The 16,322-nt window shown below is 66.8% G+C and carries 14 protein-coding genes; 7 read left to right on the top strand and 7 right to left on the bottom strand.

Going from position 1 to position 16,322, the window contains the following annotated elements; genetic code table 11:
* Nucleotides 1–2: 2 nt before the first annotated feature.
* Complete coding sequence (locus E7773_RS15370) at nt 3–497, bottom strand: helix-turn-helix domain-containing protein (RefSeq protein ID WP_293993073.1); 495 nt, start codon at nt 495–497, stop codon at nt 3–5.
* 151 nt (nt 498–648) lie between these two features.
* Between E7773_RS15370 and E7773_RS15365 the strand changes: the two genes are divergently transcribed.
* Complete coding sequence (locus E7773_RS15365) at nt 649–969, top strand: hypothetical protein (protein WP_293993071.1); 321 nt, start codon at nt 649–651, stop codon at nt 967–969.
* A gap of 80 nt (nt 970–1,049) precedes the next feature.
* Nucleotides 1,050–3,137, top strand: coding sequence for a bifunctional (p)ppGpp synthetase/guanosine-3',5'-bis(diphosphate) 3'-pyrophosphohydrolase (locus E7773_RS15360; protein WP_293993068.1), 2,088 nt, complete (start codon nt 1,050–1,052; stop codon nt 3,135–3,137).
* Between the two features lie 140 nt (nt 3,138–3,277).
* Here E7773_RS15360 and E7773_RS15355 read toward each other — a convergent pair whose 3' ends face one another.
* Together E7773_RS15355 and E7773_RS15350 are read right to left on the bottom strand one after the other, a co-directional pair.
* The gene (locus tag E7773_RS15355) at nt 3,278–5,077 is read right to left on the bottom strand and encodes an aminopeptidase P family protein (RefSeq protein ID WP_293993065.1); all 1,800 of its coding nucleotides are present in this window, start codon (nt 5,075–5,077) and stop codon (nt 3,278–3,280) included.
* Nucleotides 5,078–5,121: 44 nt separating this feature from the next.
* Nucleotides 5,122–6,483: an MFS transporter gene (locus tag E7773_RS15350; RefSeq protein WP_293993063.1), complete on the bottom strand. Its 1,362-nt coding sequence runs from the start codon at nt 6,481–6,483 to the stop codon at nt 5,122–5,124.
* Between the two features lie 125 nt (nt 6,484–6,608).
* Between E7773_RS15350 and E7773_RS15345 the strand changes: the two genes are divergently transcribed.
* The 3 genes from E7773_RS15345 to E7773_RS15335 are packed head-to-tail and all read left to right on the top strand — an operon-like array spanning nt 6,609 to nt 9,296.
* Nucleotides 6,609–8,669 carry a S9 family peptidase gene (locus E7773_RS15345; RefSeq protein WP_293993060.1) on the top strand — a complete coding sequence of 687 codons (2,061 nt, stop codon included), beginning with the start codon at nt 6,609–6,611 and terminating at the stop codon, nt 8,667–8,669.
* A complete protein-coding gene (locus E7773_RS15340) occupies nt 8,669–8,899 on the top strand; it encodes a hypothetical protein (protein ID WP_293993057.1) in 231 nt (76 codons plus the stop codon). The genes E7773_RS15345 and E7773_RS15340 overlap by 1 nt, the downstream gene beginning before the upstream one ends.
* 4 nt (nt 8,900–8,903) lie before the next feature.
* Nucleotides 8,904–9,296 carry an acyl-CoA thioesterase gene (locus tag E7773_RS15335; protein ID WP_293993055.1) on the top strand — a complete coding sequence of 131 codons (393 nt, stop codon included), beginning with the start codon at nt 8,904–8,906 and terminating at the stop codon, nt 9,294–9,296.
* Nucleotides 9,297–9,320: 24 nt separating this feature from the next.
* Here E7773_RS15335 and E7773_RS15330 read toward each other — a convergent pair whose 3' ends face one another.
* The gene (locus E7773_RS15330; RefSeq protein ID WP_293993053.1) at nt 9,321–10,808 is read right to left on the bottom strand and encodes a glycosyltransferase; all 1,488 of its coding nucleotides are present in this window, start codon (nt 10,806–10,808) and stop codon (nt 9,321–9,323) included.
* A 60-nt stretch (nt 10,809–10,868) separates the two neighbouring features.
* Here E7773_RS15330 and E7773_RS15325 point away from each other — a divergent pair, with 60 nt between their 5' ends.
* Nucleotides 10,869–11,444 carry a cytochrome b gene (locus E7773_RS15325; RefSeq protein ID WP_293993051.1) on the top strand — a complete coding sequence of 192 codons (576 nt, stop codon included), beginning with the start codon at nt 10,869–10,871 and terminating at the stop codon, nt 11,442–11,444.
* Between the two features lie 77 nt (nt 11,445–11,521).
* Nucleotides 11,522–12,007, top strand: a complete 486-nt coding sequence (locus E7773_RS15320) for a methylated-DNA--[protein]-cysteine S-methyltransferase (RefSeq protein ID WP_293993049.1) — start codon at nt 11,522–11,524, stop codon at nt 12,005–12,007.
* On the opposite strand, the gene E7773_RS15315 is transcribed toward E7773_RS15320, so the two are convergent.
* From E7773_RS15315 to ppc, 3 genes are all read right to left on the bottom strand, one after another.
* Entirely contained in the window at nt 12,004–12,957 is a 954-nt protein-coding gene (locus E7773_RS15315; RefSeq protein WP_293993046.1) for a cell wall hydrolase, read from the bottom strand. The two genes, E7773_RS15320 and E7773_RS15315, sit on opposite strands and share 4 nt — an antisense overlap.
* 73 nt (nt 12,958–13,030) lie before the next feature.
* A complete protein-coding gene (locus E7773_RS15310) occupies nt 13,031–13,291 on the bottom strand; it encodes a BrnA antitoxin family protein (RefSeq protein WP_293993044.1) in 261 nt (86 codons plus the stop codon).
* 351 nt (nt 13,292–13,642) lie between these two features.
* Nucleotides 13,643–16,312, bottom strand: coding sequence for a phosphoenolpyruvate carboxylase (ppc, locus tag E7773_RS15305; protein WP_293993041.1), 2,670 nt, complete (start codon nt 16,310–16,312; stop codon nt 13,643–13,645).
* Nucleotides 16,313–16,322 lie beyond the last annotated feature (10 nt).

The following is a 16,322-nucleotide window of genomic DNA, read 5'->3' as shown; positions in this document are numbered from 1 at the left end:
GCCTACTCCGCGGCCTGCTGCAACGGCTCGTTCTCGCCGACCACATCCTCGGGCAGCGCCCAATGTAAGTCGCCCTTCCCGAGTGGGCGGCCGTCATGCGACAGCACCTGGACTGGCTGGATCCGGCGCATGTCGCGCGCATCGACCAGCACCGGGGTCGCGGGCGTGCCCGTCTCCCACCGCTCGCCCCATTGCCTGAGCGCGACCATCGTCGGGAGCAGCGCAAACCCCTTGTCGGTCAGCTGGTACTGAATCTTGCGGCGATCCTCGGGCAGCGCCTCGCGTGTCAGGATGCCGTGCTCGACCAGCCGCGCCAGCCGGTTGGCCAGGATGTTGCGCGCGATGCCGAGCTCCGACTGATATTCCTCGAAATGGTGCAGGCCGTTGAACGCCGCGCGCAGGATCATGAACGACCAGCGCTCGCCCATCGCCTCGAGCGCCGCCGGCAAGCTGCACTCGACCAGGTCGCGCAGCGGCTCGCGCAGATGGCCGCTCATGCCCATCGGAATTCCTCTCTTTTGCCAGCAGCGTATCGTATTTTTTGCGTCATGAAAATGCCATGTAAGTTTTTAGTTGCAACCTGCTACCTAATACACTAGGTAGTGATTCGCAACCTATTGTGCGTTGCACCGGACGAAGGAGGAAAACATGTCCCGCACACTCGCATTCATCGGCGCGCTAGCCGTTACCACCGTGCTCGGCTCGACCGTCGCGCTCGCGCAGCCCCTGGGGTCGGCCGGCTATTACGCCGCCACCCCGGTCGAGGCGCCGGCCAAGACCAGCATCATCACCCGCGACACGCTATGGAAGTTCCGCGACGGCGCGTTCACCGCGTCGAAGGCGGCCGAACGCGACCTCATCCTGTGCCAGCTCGTCGCGCAGCGCGTCGGCAAGCTTTCGTCGTTCTCGGCCGGCGGCCAGGCGCTCGACGCCGACGCCCTCGCCAAGTGCAACGCCAAGGCGAACTGAGCTCCCCTCTCTGGCCGCGGGTTCGCCCGCGGCCAGCATTTTTGTTGCAAAGCAGCGTCATCCGGGCATCTTAGCCATAGATGCTGCGCCAATATGAACTCGTCGATCGCGTGCTCGGGTACGATCCCGACGCCGACGAGGCATTGCTCAACCGCGCCTACGTCTTTTCGCTCCAGGCGCATGGCAGCCAGAAGCGCGCCTCGGGCGACCCCTATTTCAGCCATCCGATCGAGGTCGCGGGTATCCTGACCGACCTCCACCTCGACGACGAGACGATCGCGACCGCGATCCTCCACGACACGATCGAGGATACCGTCGCCACCCCCGAGCAGATCGAGAAACTGTTCGGCGACAATGTCGCGCGGATGGTCGACGGCGTCACCAAGCTTTCGAAGATCGAGGCGCAATCGGACACCGAGCGCGCCGCCGAGAATTTGCGCAAGTTCCTACTCGCGATGTCCGACGACATCCGCGTGCTGTTGGTCAAGCTCGCCGACCGGCTGCACAACATGCGCACGCTGCACCACATCGAGAACCCGGAGAAGCGCAAGCGCATCGCGCGCGAGACGATGGACATCTACGCGCCGCTCGCCGAGCGGATCGGCATGTACGAGTTCATGAAGGAGATGCAGAGCCTCGCCTTCGCGCAGCTCGAGCCCGAAGCGTTTGCCTCCATTACGAAGCGCCTCGAGCAGTTGAAGGAAGGCGGCGGCGACCGCATCGCCAAGATCGGCTCCGGCCTCAAGCTGCTCCTGTCGCGCGCCGGGGTCGACGCCGACATATCGGGGCGCGAGAAGCACCCGTACAGCATCTGGAAGAAGATGCAGGAGCGGCACATCAGCTTCGAGCAGCTGTCCGACATCATGGCGTTCCGCGTGACGGTGCCGACCGAGGAGGATTGCTACCGCGCGCTCGGCATCATCCACCGCCGCTGGCCGAGCGTGCCGGGCCGTTTCAAGGATTACATCTCGACCCCCAAGCGCAACGGCTATCGTTCGCTCCACACCTCGGTGATGCACGCCGGCGACACGCGCGTCGAAATCCAGATCCGCACCGAGGAAATGCACGCCGAGGCCGAATACGGGCTCGCCGCGCACTGGGCGTACAAGACCGGCAAGGTCCGCGCCGACACACAGCACAGCTGGATCAGCGACCTGGTCGAGATCCTCGAGACCGCCGACAGCCCCGAGGAACTGCTCGAACACACGCGCATGGCGATGTACCAGGACCGCATCTTCGCCTTCACACCCAAGGGCGAGCTGCACCAATTGCCCAAGGGCGCGACGCCGATCGACTTCGCCTATGCCGTCCACACCGATCTCGGCGACCAGGCGGTGGGAGCGAAGATCAACGGCCGGCACGTTCCCTTACGCACCGCGATCGACAATGGCGACCAGGTGCAGATCCTGCGCTCGAAGGCGCAGACGCCGCAGCCCAACTGGCTCAACTTCGCGATCACCGGGAAGGCGCGCGCCGCGATCCGCCGCTCGCTCAGACTCACCGAGCGCAAGGAAACGCTATCGCTGGGGCGCAAGCTCTACGACGAGATCGTCCAGCGCCTGCCCGCACCGCTCAGCGTCGATGCGGTCAAGACCGCGCTCAAGAAGCTCAAGCTGACCGACGAGGACGCGCTGCTCGAAGCGGTGGCGCGGCACCGGATCACCGACGCGCAGCTGATGGAGGCGCTGATGCCGGGATCGGCGGGGACCGACGCCGGCCGCGCGCTGCCGCAGCAATCGGCGGTATCGATCACCGGGCTGACCCCGGGCGTCGCTTATATGCTCGATTCGTGCTGTCACCCGGTGCCCGGCGACCGCATCGTCGGTCTGCGCCGCCCCGACCAGGAAATCGCGGTCCACCGCATCGATTGCCCGGTGCTGGCCAAATCGGACGACGCCGATTGGGTCGATCTCGCCTGGGGCAACAAGGCCGAAGGTGGGATGGCGCAGATTGAGATCACGCTGAAGAACGAGCCCGGCGCGCTCGGCACCGTGTCGACGATCATCGGCCAGCACCGCGCCAACATCATCAACATCCGCTTCGATTCGACCGATACCGGCTTCCACACCAATCAGATCGACCTGGAAGTCCGCGACGCCGCGCATCTTGAGAAGCTGATGGCGGCGCTACGCGCGGCGGATGCGGTCAACGCGGTAGTTAGGCCTTAAAAATCCTCCCCGTTTTACAGGGAGGGGACCGCGACGCGCAGCGGCGTGGTGGAGGGAGATCGCCGCAAGCGACGCTGCTCGCCGCCCACCCCTTCCGTCAGCCTGCGGCTGCCACCTCCCCGTGAACGGGGAGGACTAGGTCACCCCCCGATCGTCGCGCACTTGGCGAGGAGCCACTTGCGCTCGTCGGCGTCGAGTTCGGGCCCGAGCACGTCGAGCACCCGCCCGTGATACGCGTCGAGCCAGGCGCGTTCGGCCACGGTCAGCAATGCCGGTTCGATCAGCCGCCGCTCGATCGGCGCGTAGGTCAGCGTTTCGAACCCCATCATCGGTTGCTCAGCGCCGGGGATGTCGCGGCGTTCGACCAGCACGAGATTCTCGATCCGGATGCCGTAATCGCCGGCCTTATAGTAGCCCGGCTCGTTCGAGATGATCATGCCGGGCTTGAGCGGTTCGGCCGGGCCGCCACCGGGGTAGTTGGGCTTGGCGATCCGCTGCGGCCCCTCGTGCACCGCGAGATAAGCGCCGACGCCGTGCCCGGTGCCATGCGCGAAATCGAGCCCCGCTTCCCACAGCGGCCGCCGCGCGAAAGCGTCGAGTTGGCCGCCGTTGGTGCCTTCGGGAAACACCGCAGTGGCGAGCGCGATATGCCCCTGAAGCACGCGCGTGAAGCGATCGACCATCTCCGGCGTCGGCTCGCCCACGGGCACGACGCGCGTCACGTCGGTGGTGCCGTCGGCGTACTGCCCGCCCGAATCGACCAGATAGAGCTGGCCCGGGCCGATCGGCAGGCTCGATTCCTCGGTCACGCGGTAGTGCGGGATCGCGCCGTGCGGCCCCGTGGCGGAAATCGTGTCGAAGCTCAAATCCTTGAGCAGCCCGGTCGCCTCGCGCAATTCCTGCAGCTTGGCGGCGGCGGTCAGCTCGGTTTCGGTGCCGTTGGGGAGCGTTTCCTCGCACCATTTGAGGAAGCGCGTCAGCGCCGCGCCGTCGCGCACGCTCGCCGCGCGGTGACCGGCGGCCTCGGCCGGGTTCTTGATCGCCTTCGCGAGCACCACCGGGTCGCGCAGCGCGAGCACGGTCGCGCCGCCTGCCTTCAGCCCGTCGATGATCGCCGCGACCGCGCGCTCGGGATCGGCGGCGACGCGCTTGCCGGCATATTTGCCGAGCGCCGGCGCGAAATCCTTGCGATCGTGCACCGTCACCGCATTGCCGAGGTGCTTCGCGACTTCGTCGCTCATCTTCTCCGGCGCGACGAACAGGTCGAGGGTGCCGTCGGCATTGGCGATCGCATAGGCCAGCGCGACCGGGGTGCGCTCGACGTCGGCGCCGCGCACGTTGAGCGCCCAGGCGATCGAATCGAGCGCGGAGAGCACCACCGCATCGGCCTTCTGCTCGGCCAGCCAGTCGGCGATGTCGGCGCGCTTCTGCGCCGATGATTTGCCCGCGAGGTCGTCGGGCTGGACCACCAGCCGCGCGTCGGACGGTGCCGGGCGGTCGGGCCAGATCGCGTCGACCGGGTTGGTGTCGACCGCGACCAGCGCGGCACCCTTCGCCGCCAGCGCCTTTTCGGCGGCTTTCACCCATTCCGACGTATGCAGCCACGGGTCGTAGCCAATCCGTCCGCCCTGCGAAACGTGCGCGCCGAGCCAGTCGGCGACGCTCGTCGCGGGCACCTCGACGAACTGGTAATCGCCGCCATCGACCTGCTCGCGCACCTGCAGCGTATAGCGCCCGTCGACGAACATCGCGGCTTCGGCGGGCAGCACCACCGCGGTCCCCGCCGATCCCTGGAACCCGGTCAGCCAGGCGAGGCGCTGCGCATAGGCGCCGACATATTCGGACATATGCTCGTCGGTCAGCGGGACGACGAACCCGTCGAGGCGATCGCGCTTGAGCTGGTCGCGAAGGGCGGAAAGGCGGTCGGCGTAGGTGGACATGATGCTCCCTTGCCAGAAACGCGGCGCGCGCGACAAGTGGGCGATCAGCCGGGCTTGGCGTCGAAGCTGGCGAAGGCCGACGCGCCCGCGCCGATCGCAAGGCCGGCGCCGACGACCGCCGCCATATGGAACGCCCCGAGCAACGCCGCGCCGCTCGCCGCGATCACCGCGCCGCACGACGCCGTCGCGATCAGCCCGCCGGTCCGCGCGATCGCGCTGTTGAAGCCCGAGGCGGTGCCGGTGTGCTCGTCGTCGACCGACGACAGCACCGCGGTGGTCAGCGGCGCGACCGCCATCGCCATGCCGAGCGCGATCGCCGCGATCCCGGGGAGCACGCTCGTCCAGTAACTCGCTTGCGGCTCGACCCGGAGCATCAGCGCGAACCCGGCGGCGACCACCAGCGGCCCGATCGTGAGCGGCCAGCGCGGCCCGATCCGCTCGGTCAGTATGCCCATCGCGCGCGACCCGAGGCCGATCCCGATCGAAAACGGCAACAGCGCGAGCCCCGCCTGCACCGGCGAATAGCCCCCGCCGGTGATCAGCACAAACGGCAGCAGCACGATCAGCCCGCCGAGCGCGCCGTAAAGCAGGAAGGTATAGGAGGTGAGTCCGACGAACGCCTTGGTCCCGAACAAGGCGAGCGGCATCATCGCACGGTCACAGCGGCGATGCTCGACAATCACGAAAAGCGCCAGCGTGGCGAGCCCTACGCCGAGCGCGATCCACGCCGCCTCGGTCATGACGCGCTGGCTCGACCATAGCGTCAGTGCCCAGGTCAGCGCACCCAGCGCCACCGTCGCCAGCGCCGCGCCGGGCCAGTCGAGCGGCTGCTGGCCCTCGCCGCTTTCCGCGACGCCCGTGAGCGCGAGGCCGATCGCCGCCGCGGCGACCGGCAGGCTGATGAAGAAGATCGCGCGCCACCCGACGCTGTCCACCAGCCACCCGCCGAGCGGCGGCCCGAATGCCGACGCGATCGCGCCGACCGCTGCCCAGGTGCCGACCGCGCGGCCTTTTTCCTCGCCCGAAAAGGCGTGGCTCAGGATCGACAGGCTGTTGGGCATCAGCATCGCCGCGCCCACGCCCTGGACGACGCGCGCGGCGAGGAGCACGCCGAGGCCCGGTGCCAGCGCGCACGCAAAGGACGCCGCGGCGAACAAAGCGATCCCGCCGATCAGCATCCGCCGCCGCCCGAAATGATCCCCCGCCGCCCCGCCCAGCAACAGCAACGCCGACAGCGGGAGCAAATACGCGTTGATCGTCCACTGCAGGTCCGCCGCGCTCGCGTGCAGGTCGCGACCGATCGCCGGCAGCGCGACGTTGACCACCGACCCATCGATGAACGCCAGCGTCGAGGCGAGGATCGTCGCGAGGAGCGTGAGGCGCGGGTGCGATGGGCGGGTCGGCATCGGCCATCCCTCTACCGTCATTCCCGCGAAAGCGGGAACCCATCTCCTGCGGCTGCACCCAGCCTCACGTTCACGAGATGGGTCCCCGCTTTCGCGGGGATGACGAGGAGGCTAGGGAACCGCGCATGACCAATCCCAAGCCCCCAATCGCCACGACGCGTGATCATTCCTTCACCGCGCACGGTACGACGATTTCAGACCCTTGGGCATGGCTGAAGGACCCGAACTACCCGACCGTCACCGACAAGGACGTGCTCGCCTATCTCGAGGCGGAGAACGCCTATTTCGAAGCGGTGATGGCGCCGCACAAGCCGCTGACCGATCGGCTGTACGAAGAGATGAAGGCGCGGATCAAGGAGGACGATTCCTCGGTCCCGCAGAAGGACGGCGACTGGCTCTATTGGACCGCGTTCGAGACCGGGGGGCAGTACCGCAAATGGTGGCGCAAGCCCGTCGCCGGTGGCGAGGACCAACTCATCCTCGACGAGCCGGCGCTGGCCGAGGGCAAGGAATATTTCCGGCTCGGCGCCTTTTCGGTGTCGAACAACGGCAAGCTGCTGGCCTATGCGATCGACGACAGCGGGGCGGAGCGGTTCACGATCCGCGTCAAGGACCTCGCGACCGGCGAGCACCTCCCCGATACGATCCCCGGCATGCTGTCGGAGATCGTCTGGACCGCCGACGACGGCGCGTTCCTCTATGGCCTCGCCAACGAGCAATGGCGCACCGACAATGCGCGGCTGCACCGGCTCGGGACCGATCCGAAGGACGATGTTGAACTGTACCACGAGGCCGACGAAGGCTTCCGCGTCGGCGTGTCGGAAACCAGCGACCGCCAGTGGATCGTCGTCGCGACGGGCGACCACAATACCAGCGAAGCCTATCTGCTTCCCGCGAGCGACCCCACCGCGCCGATGCTCTGCGTCGCGCCGCGCAAGACCGGCCGCGAATACGATGTCGAGACCCACGGCGATACGCTCTATATCCACACCAACGACACCGATCCGATGTGGCGACTCTGCACCGCGCCGCTCTCGGACCCGAGCAACTGGTCCGAACTGATCGCGCCGAGCCCGCATTTCTACATGACCGGGATCGAGTGCTACCGTGACTATTTCGTGGTCGAGGGGCGCGAGGACGGCTTGGATCAGATCGCGATCCACCGCTACGATCCCGGCATCGCGCCGCAGCGGATCGTCTTCCCCGAGGCGAGTTATGCCGCCGGCCTCGGCGACAATCCCGAATATGACATGCCGGTGATCCGGCTGGGTTACGAATCGATGGTCACGCCGGGGACCGTGTACGACTACGACGTGGCGACCGGCGAAATGACGACGCTCAAGGTGCAGGAAATTCCGAGCGGCTACGACGCGGGCAAATACGCGACCGAGCGGCTGAAGATCAAAGCGCGCGACGGCACCGAGGTGCCGGTGTCGATCGTTTATCCCAAGGACTTCCCACGCGACGGCTCACGCCCGCTCTTTCTCTACGCTTATGGCGCCTACGGCTATGCGATCCCGCCGGGTTTCTCGACCGGGCGGCTGTCGCTGCTCGACCGCGGCTTCGCCTATGCCATCGCGCACATCCGCGGTGGCGACGATCTCGGCCAGCAATGGTATCACGATGGCAAGCTCGAAAAGCGCGCCAACACCTTCAACGATTTCGTCGATGTGGCGAAGGCGCTTATCGCGGACGGCTGGACCGCCGCGGGCAAGATCGCGATCGCGGGCCGCTCGGCGGGCGGCGAGCTGATGGGCGCGGTGGTCAATTCCGATCCCGAATTATGGGGTGCGGTGATCGCCGACGTGCCGTTCGTCGACGTGCTCAACACGATGCTCGATGAGTCCTTGCCGCTGACCCCCGGCGAGTGGCCCGAATGGGGCAACCCGATCGAGGACAAGGCCGCGTTCGATCTGATCCGCTCCTATTCGCCCTACGACAACGTCAAGGCGCAAGCCTATCCGCCGCTGTTCATCTCGGGCGGCCTCAACGACCCGCGCGTGACCTATTGGGAACCGGCCAAATGGGCCGCCAAGCTCCGCGCGACCAAGACCGACGACAACGTGCTGCTGCTCAAGACCAACACGGGCGCGGGCCATGGCGGCAAGTCGGGGCGCTTCGACAGCCTCTACGAAAGCGCCGAGGAGCATGCCTTCGTGCTGTGGCAATTAGGCGTAGAAGCGTAATGCCGTTCTTCCGCTTCTCCATCGCTGGTCAAGCGGCCCAACGGTTCGACAACATGAGATATAATACGACGCGCACATTTTTCGCGCGCGATGTGGCGGTCGCGCGACGAAAAGCATTGAACTCAGCCTTGCTGGAATTCGGCCGAAGCGCCGAGGTCGAGGATGTCTTCAGGGTTTCCTTCTTTCAATCCTTTCAGCCGCCCAACCGGGGCGCCGCCTTTTACGAGTAGCGCTATGGCCGGCCTCTCCTACCCCATCACCGCGACCGATGCCGACATCGACGAGCTCGGCCACGTCAACAATGCAGTGTGGGTGAAGTGGATCCAGGACATCGCGGTGGCGCACTGGAACAGCATCGCGACGCCCGAACAGCGCGACGCGATGATCTGGGTCGTGACGCGGCACGAGATCGATTATCGCGGCAACGTGGCGGCGGGCGAGACGGTCGTCGCCGAAACCTGGGTCAGCGACCCGCCGCAGGGCGCGCGCTTCGACCGGCACGTGCGGTTCACGGGCGCGGACGGCACGGTCAAGGTGCAGGCCAAAACCACCTGGGCGCTGATCGACCGCGCGACCGGGCGATTGATGCGGGTGCGGCCGGAACTGGCGGCGCCGTTCCTGACCTAGCCCCCTTCCTAAGAGGGAGGGGAATCAGGATTCCCTTTTCACCTCAGCGATCGCGGTGCGGCTCTGGCGCGCCCAGGTCTCGCGGCCAGTCAGGAACGCCTTCCACCCCAGGATAGCGCCCCAGTGGCGGAAAAGCTGGAAGCTGAACGGCTCGAGCAGCGCGGCGGCGAGCGCGGGGCCGAGCCGCAGCCCCTTGGTCTGCCCGGTCCAGCGCGAATAGAGTTTGAGCGAGGCGAGGTGGAAGCTGAGGTCGATCGCAATCTTGACCCCCATGATGATCAGGATCGGCAGCACGATGTGGAACCGCCCGCTGAACAGCACGACGAGCAGGATGGCGAACGCGGCGAGCCCGAAGATCGGCTGGACGGTGTCGGCGGCTTTCACGGGTAGCATCGCTGTGCCGAGTTTTCCGAACCGGCCATTCCCGACCATGTCGCGGTTCCAGTGTTGCGTCTGGAGGAAGCCGCCGAACCAGCGGCGGCGCTGGCGCAGGAAGGCGGGGAGCGTCGCGGGCGCGTCGGTACTCGCCAGCGCGCCGCCGATCACGCGCACGCGCCAATCGCGTCCGCTATCGTGCGCGAAGCGGTGGAGGCGGTGGATCAGTTCGTAATCCTCGACCAGGCAATCGGAGTCGAACCCGCCGACCTCCACCACCGCCTTGGTCCGGAACGCGGCGAACGCGCCCGACACGAGCAGCAGCCCGTTAAGTTGCTCCCACGCATGGCGCGACAGGAAATTGCGGACGTATTCGTAGGTCTGGAACCACTCGAACAGCCGCGCCGTGAGGCTCGGCCCGCACATCGGGCGGATCACACCGGTCGCCGCGACGAGCTGCGGCTCGGCGGCGAAGGCGGCGCGCATCGCGGCGATCGCGCCGGGCTCGAGCAAGGTGTCGGCGTCGACCGTGATGACGATCTCCTCGTCGACATGCACGATCGCGGCGTTGAGCGCGCGCGCCTTGCCGCCGTGCGGGAGGCGCAACCAGCGCAGGCTGGGCAAATCGCACGCAGGATCGCTGATCGCACCGACCTCGGGCTGATCCAGCCCATAGCGTGCGAGCGTCGCCGCGGTTGCATCGTCCGATCCATCGTCCGCGATCAGGATCAAATCAGGCGCGCCGTCCTGCGCCGCGAGCCGGTCGATCGTCACGTCGATCACCGCCGCCTCGTTGCGTGCGGCGACGATGACGGCGAGGCTCGGCTGAGCGCCCTCGACGACCGGCACGCGCGCACCATGCCGCAGCGGCCAGATCTCGATCGCGGTGAAGATGAGGAGCGCGGTATCGTACAGGATGTACGCGACCCCGACCGACCAGACGAGGATGCCCTGGCGCAGGAACGCCATCGCGACCAATGCGACGAACGCGAGATACACCAGCCCGCTGATCGCCCGGCTCGGCCCGCCGACACGGCGCGGGTTGAGCCGCGGCGACAGGATCGCGAAGGTCTGGGCCAGCGCATCCGCCGGCGTACGCTGGAGCATCGGGAACAAGACCTGGGGAGGGGGCGTCATATTCCCTAGCGTTCGTTTCGGGTGCGGACTAGCCTGAAGCGTTTGCAGGAGTGGTGCTGGATGGGGAATGAACGATATACGCGGACCGCGATCTTCCTGCACTGGATCGTGGCGCTGGGCGTTCTAACCAACATCGCGCTGGCATGGATCTGGCCGTACGGCGACACGCATCCCGCGCTCGGCGAATATGTCCGCCCGATGATCGACAAGCACAAGGCGATCGGGCTGACGATCCTGGGCCTCGCGGTGCTGCGGCTGCTGTGGCGGCTGAGCCATCGCCCCCCGGCGTTCCCGCTGAGTTACCGGCCGTGGGAGCGCAATCTCGCCCATATCGTCCATTGGGGGCTGTATTTCGTCCTCTTCGCGATGCCGATCACGGGGTACGTGATGGATTGTGCGTTCAAGGACGCCGCCGCGCACCCGATCACGTGGTTCGGGCTGTTCGAGATTCCGCGGCTCGGCTTCATCATGGACTTGCCACCCGACAGCAAGAAATGGGTCCACGACACGTTCGGCGCGGCGCACGAATTGATCGCATACCTCGTCTACGCGCTGTTCGCACTGCACCTGGCGGGCGCGCTCAAACATCAGTTGAGTGGTCAGCGCGAGTTGCAGCGGATGGGGTTGGGCCGCTGACTTTGGCCGCAAAGCACGGGAAGTCTGCCGTCGGCGGCGCGCCTAAAGCCTTGGTGCAAGCCACCAAGGACAAACCGATGACCTATGCCTTCACGCACATTCCCTCGCCGGTCGGCACGCTCAAGCTGGTCGCGAGCGACCGCGGCCTCGCGGCGATCCTGTGGGAAAACGACCGCGAGGACCGCGTGCGGCTCGGCGCGATGACCGAGCAGCCCGACCATCCGGTGCTCGCCGAAACCGCACGGCAGCTAAGCGAATATTTTGCCGGCAAGCGATCGGCCTTCACCGTGCCGCTCGATTTCCACGGAACCCCGTTCCAGAAGAGCGTGTGGGCGGCGTTGCTGACGATCCCGGTTGGCGAAACGCGGACCTATGCGGAGATCGCAGCGCAGGTCGGACGGCCTACCGCGTGCCGCGCGGTCGGCGCGGCGAACGGCAAGAACCCGATTTCGATCATCGCGCCGTGTCACCGCGTGATCGGCAGCGACGGATCGCTGACGGGGTTCGCAGGCGGACTGGAAGGGAAGCGGTATTTGCTCGATCTCGAGCGACGCGCGGCTTAGTCGACGACCGCCTGCCCCGACAGATCTTCGGTCGACGCCGGCCCCCGAGTGCCGCGATAGACACGCACGCCGCGACCGCCACCCACGCGGATCAGCTTGCCCATCGTCGGTGCGGACGTGGCAACCGCCGCCACTTTGGTCGGCGCCCCATTCACGCTGACCGTGGCCGGCGCGACCAGCCCGCGATGGATCATCACCGATCCGACCGTTTCCACCCCGGCAGTGGCGCCAGCGGAAGCGATACTGTCGCCCGGCACGGGGATGCGCCCGGTCAGGCTCGGCTCGGACCCAGAATAGCGCTGCCGGAATGCCAGCGCATTCTCCATGCCCCCGCGCCACCGGTAGAAGATGTGCGCGCCGACCGTCGCGACCTTGTCCATCGAATTGGCCCACCACGGCGACACGTAATTGGCGTGATAGAAGGTCGCCGATCCGACCGGCGCGTAGACCGATCCGGCCAGCGCCGAACTCGCGACCGCGCGCGCGCGAATCCATCCCGCTTCGCTCGGGCGGCGCGCGAGCGACCCGTCGCAGGTGAAGGTGAACTGGCACCCGGTGCTGCGCTGCGATCCCTGATAGACCACGCCGCACACGCTCGACGGGAAGGCGCGGTCGCGCACGCGGTTGAGCACGACTTGCGCAACCGCGCGCTGGCCGTCGTCGGACTGGTTGCCGGCTTCGTAATAGACCGCCTTGGTCAGGCAATCGAGCGCGCGCGCGGCGTCGTCGGGGCTTTGCGTGCCCGCGAGCACGTTGAACGCGGGCGCGACGGCAAGCGCCGGGGTAGCGCTGGCGTTGAGGTCGGCTGCATTGATGTCCGTCGGCACGTTGAGATCGAGCTTTTCAAGCATGACCCTGGGCGGCAATTTGGGGATCGGCAACGTGACGCTCGATCCGTCGCTCTCCGCGCACGCCGACACCGCCAGCGCGGCCAGAAGGCCGAGCGTCATGCGCGTCGCCAGGAAGATCCCGCCCCGTTCCACGCGTGCGGGAGTACGCGCGCGAGGTTAGGGACGGGTTAATTCAGATGCCAGCCACCTTGCGCAACTCGTCGTTGATCCGCGTCTGCCAACCATCGCCGCCGCGCTTGAACCAGTCGACGACGTCGCGGTCGAGCCGCAGCGACACGGGCTGCTTCGGATTGTCCGATTTCGGCCGGCCGCGCCGGACGAGCTTGGCGCCGACGAAGGCATCCGCCTCCTCGAACCAGGCATCGTCCAGTTCGGGCTTCACGTCATCCGGGTCGGTCGCGCGCTTGCTGATATTTCCGTCTTTCTCTGTCATTTGCTTTCCACATCGTCACGATGCGACGCCGGTTCCCGCGAGGAGTCCAGGTCACGATCACGATATCGTCGCCCGCCATCCCGATCGAATGAAACCGCTCTTCGGCTCGCTATGTTTGTCGTCGCGCCTCGTCAGATGGAAGCCGTCGAACAGCTCTCCCGCAGTTGCTAAATCTAATCCACGTTCAGCGGCAACCTCTGCTCGTTTGGCCGCATCAAACTCGATTTCAACGAAGAACATCCCCCCGGCTAGCCGACTATCGGCATCGATACCTGCGATCTCCCCGGGGGAACTGAGAGAAATTTCGTATATACGTAAAAATTTGAGATCGTCAATAGCGTATATACGGAATTACCCCGAATTCCTGAGCGCCGTCGCGATCGCGTTGATCGACAGCAAGATGCCCTCCGCCACGCGCGGGTCGTCCTCGCCGGCGCGGTGGCGCTTCATCAGCTCGATCTGCAGGCGGTTGAGCGGTTCGATATAGGGGAGGCGCAGCCGGATCGAGGCGTCGAGCTTGGGGTTCTTTTCGAGCAGCCGCGACTGACCAGTAACGCCGAGCAACCCGTCCCGCGCCTCTTTCCATCCGTCGCGGATGCGCGGGAAGATCGCGCCAGCCAACACGCGATCCTCGACCAGCGCGGCGTAGCGTTCGGCGATCTGCATGTCGGACTTCGCCATCACCTGTTCCATATTGTCGAGCGTCGCGGCGAAAAACGGCCAGGCTTCGGCCATTTCACGCAGCAACGCCTTGTCGGCGAACCCGGCGAGCGCCTGCCCGACCCCGTACCAGCCTGGGAGCATCACGCGCGCCTGCGCCCAGCTGAACACCCAGGGGATCGCGCGCAAATCCTCAATCGCGTCCGATTTCTTGCGGCTGGCGGGACGGCTGCCGATCTTCAGGTTCGCGATCTCGGCGATCGGGGTCATCTGGCGGAAGAAGGTGCGGAAGCCCTCGGTCTCGTACACCAGTCCGCGATACGCCGCGAACGCGCGCGCCGACAGTTCATCCATCGCCGCGCCGAACCTTTTGGCGTCGGCATTGGACAAAGCGGGCGGCTCCAGGCTGGAGAGCAAGGTCGCCGCGGTGATCGCCTCGAGATTGGTCGTCGCACTTTCGCGCGTGCCGTATTTCGCGGCGATCACCTCGCCCTGTTCGGTGATGCGGATGCGGCCCTGCACCGTGCCCGGCGGCTGCGCGCGGATCGCCGCGAAGGCCGACCCGCCGCCGCGCCCGACCGCGCCGCCGCGGCCATGGAACAATTGCATCCCGACGCCCGCCTTTTCGAACACCGGCGTCAGCGCCGCCGATGCGCGGCTCAACTGCCAGGTCGAGGTCAGATAGCCGCCATCCTTGTTCGAATCCGAATAGCCGATCATCACTTCCTGCACGCCGCGCACACTGACGATCGCGGCGACTTCGGGGAGCGCGAACCAGTCGGTCATGATTTGCGGCGCGGCTTCGAGGTCACCGACCGTTTCGAACAACGGTACCGCCATGATCGCCGCCGTTGGAGGGTCGCCAGGCGAATAGAGCCCGACTTCCTTCAACAGCAGATGCACCTCAAGCAAGTCGCTGACCGACTTCGCCATGGACACGATGTACTGGCGGATCGACGCCGCGCCGTATTTGGCGTGTGCATCGGCGGCGGCGCGCAGGATCGCGAGCTCGCTCGCGGTCTCATCCGAATACTTCGCATAGGGACTGACCAGCGGGCGCGCATTGGCGAGTTCGCGGCGAAGCAGATCGACTCGAGCGGGCTCGTCGAGCGCGGCGTAGTCCGCCTCGACCCCCGCCACCTTGAGCATCTCCGCGACCGTCGCTTCGTGCACCGCGCTGTTCTGGCGCAGGTCGAGCGTCGCAAGGTGGAAACCGAACGTATCGACCGCGCGGATCAGCCGTCCGAGCGCCCCGCCCGAGGCGAGCGGTCCGTCGCCTTGGTCGGCGAGCGCGTAAGCAATGGTGACAAGATCGCGGCGCAGCGCCAGCGGATCGTCATATGGCTCGCCGGCGAGGGATCCCGGGCGCGGCGCCGGCTTGCCGGTAAGCGCGAGGTGCGTGGCGGCAAGGCGCGCGTAGATGCCCGACAATGCGCGGCGATATGGCTCGTCGTCGCGGCTCGGCGCGGTGTCGCCGCTCCGCGCGGCGAGCGCGAGCAGCTCGTCGTTAACCTCGGCATGCTCGGTCGAGATCGACAGCTCGGCGCCGAGCGAATGGACCGCGTCGAGATAGTAGCCGAGCACTGCCTCACACGACCGCGCGAGCGCCGTGGTCAGCGATGCCGCGACCACATTGGGGTTGCCGTCGCGGTCGCCGCCGATCCAGCTGCCGGGCCGCAAGAAACGCGGTGTCCGTGCGCCCAGCGCGCGGTCCCAGCGCTGGTAGAGGCCGGGCAGCACGGACAGGAACACGTCGCGCAGGTACGACAGCGCGGTCTCGACCTCGTCGGTGACGTAGAGCCGCTCGCGGCGCAGCACGCGGGTTTGCCACAAGAGCGCGATCTGGCGCGTAATCGCCTGTTCGACGTCGTCACCGTCGGGGGTCGTCGTGGTGCCGCCGTCGCGCAGCGCCATCAGCTCGGCGATGCGATTGCGGTGGTCGATCATCGACTTGCGCCGTACCTCGGTCGGGTGCGCGGTGAGCACCGGCGCGATCAGCGCGGCGTCGAGCAACGCGGCGACCCGGTCCTTGCCGATCCCCTCGCCCGCCAAACGCTCGATCGCGGCGGCGACATCGGTCCCCGGCTCGGCGGCGACCCCCTGTCGGTCCTCCGCCAGATTGGCGAGCATCGAGAACAGCATGAACCCGCGCACGAAATCGAGCGTCTCGTCGAGCGTCAGCCGATCAAGCCCGAGATCGACCTCACCCCCGACCCCGCGATGCCGATCGACCGACGCCGAGCGGATATATTCTGTCCGCCGGAACAGTTCGTCGCCGCCATAGGCGCGGATCACGTCGCCGAGCAGCTTGCCGAGGAAGCGGATGTCGGCGTTGTTTGTAATCGCGGGGAGTTCGGCCATGCGAAAGTGC

This window comes from Sphingomonas sp., from assembly GCF_004799495.1.
GTDB lineage: Bacteria > Pseudomonadota > Alphaproteobacteria > Sphingomonadales > Sphingomonadaceae > Sphingomonas.
Note: the sequence above shows the minus strand (reverse complement) of the source record. Positions and strands in the feature narration are given on the sequence as shown.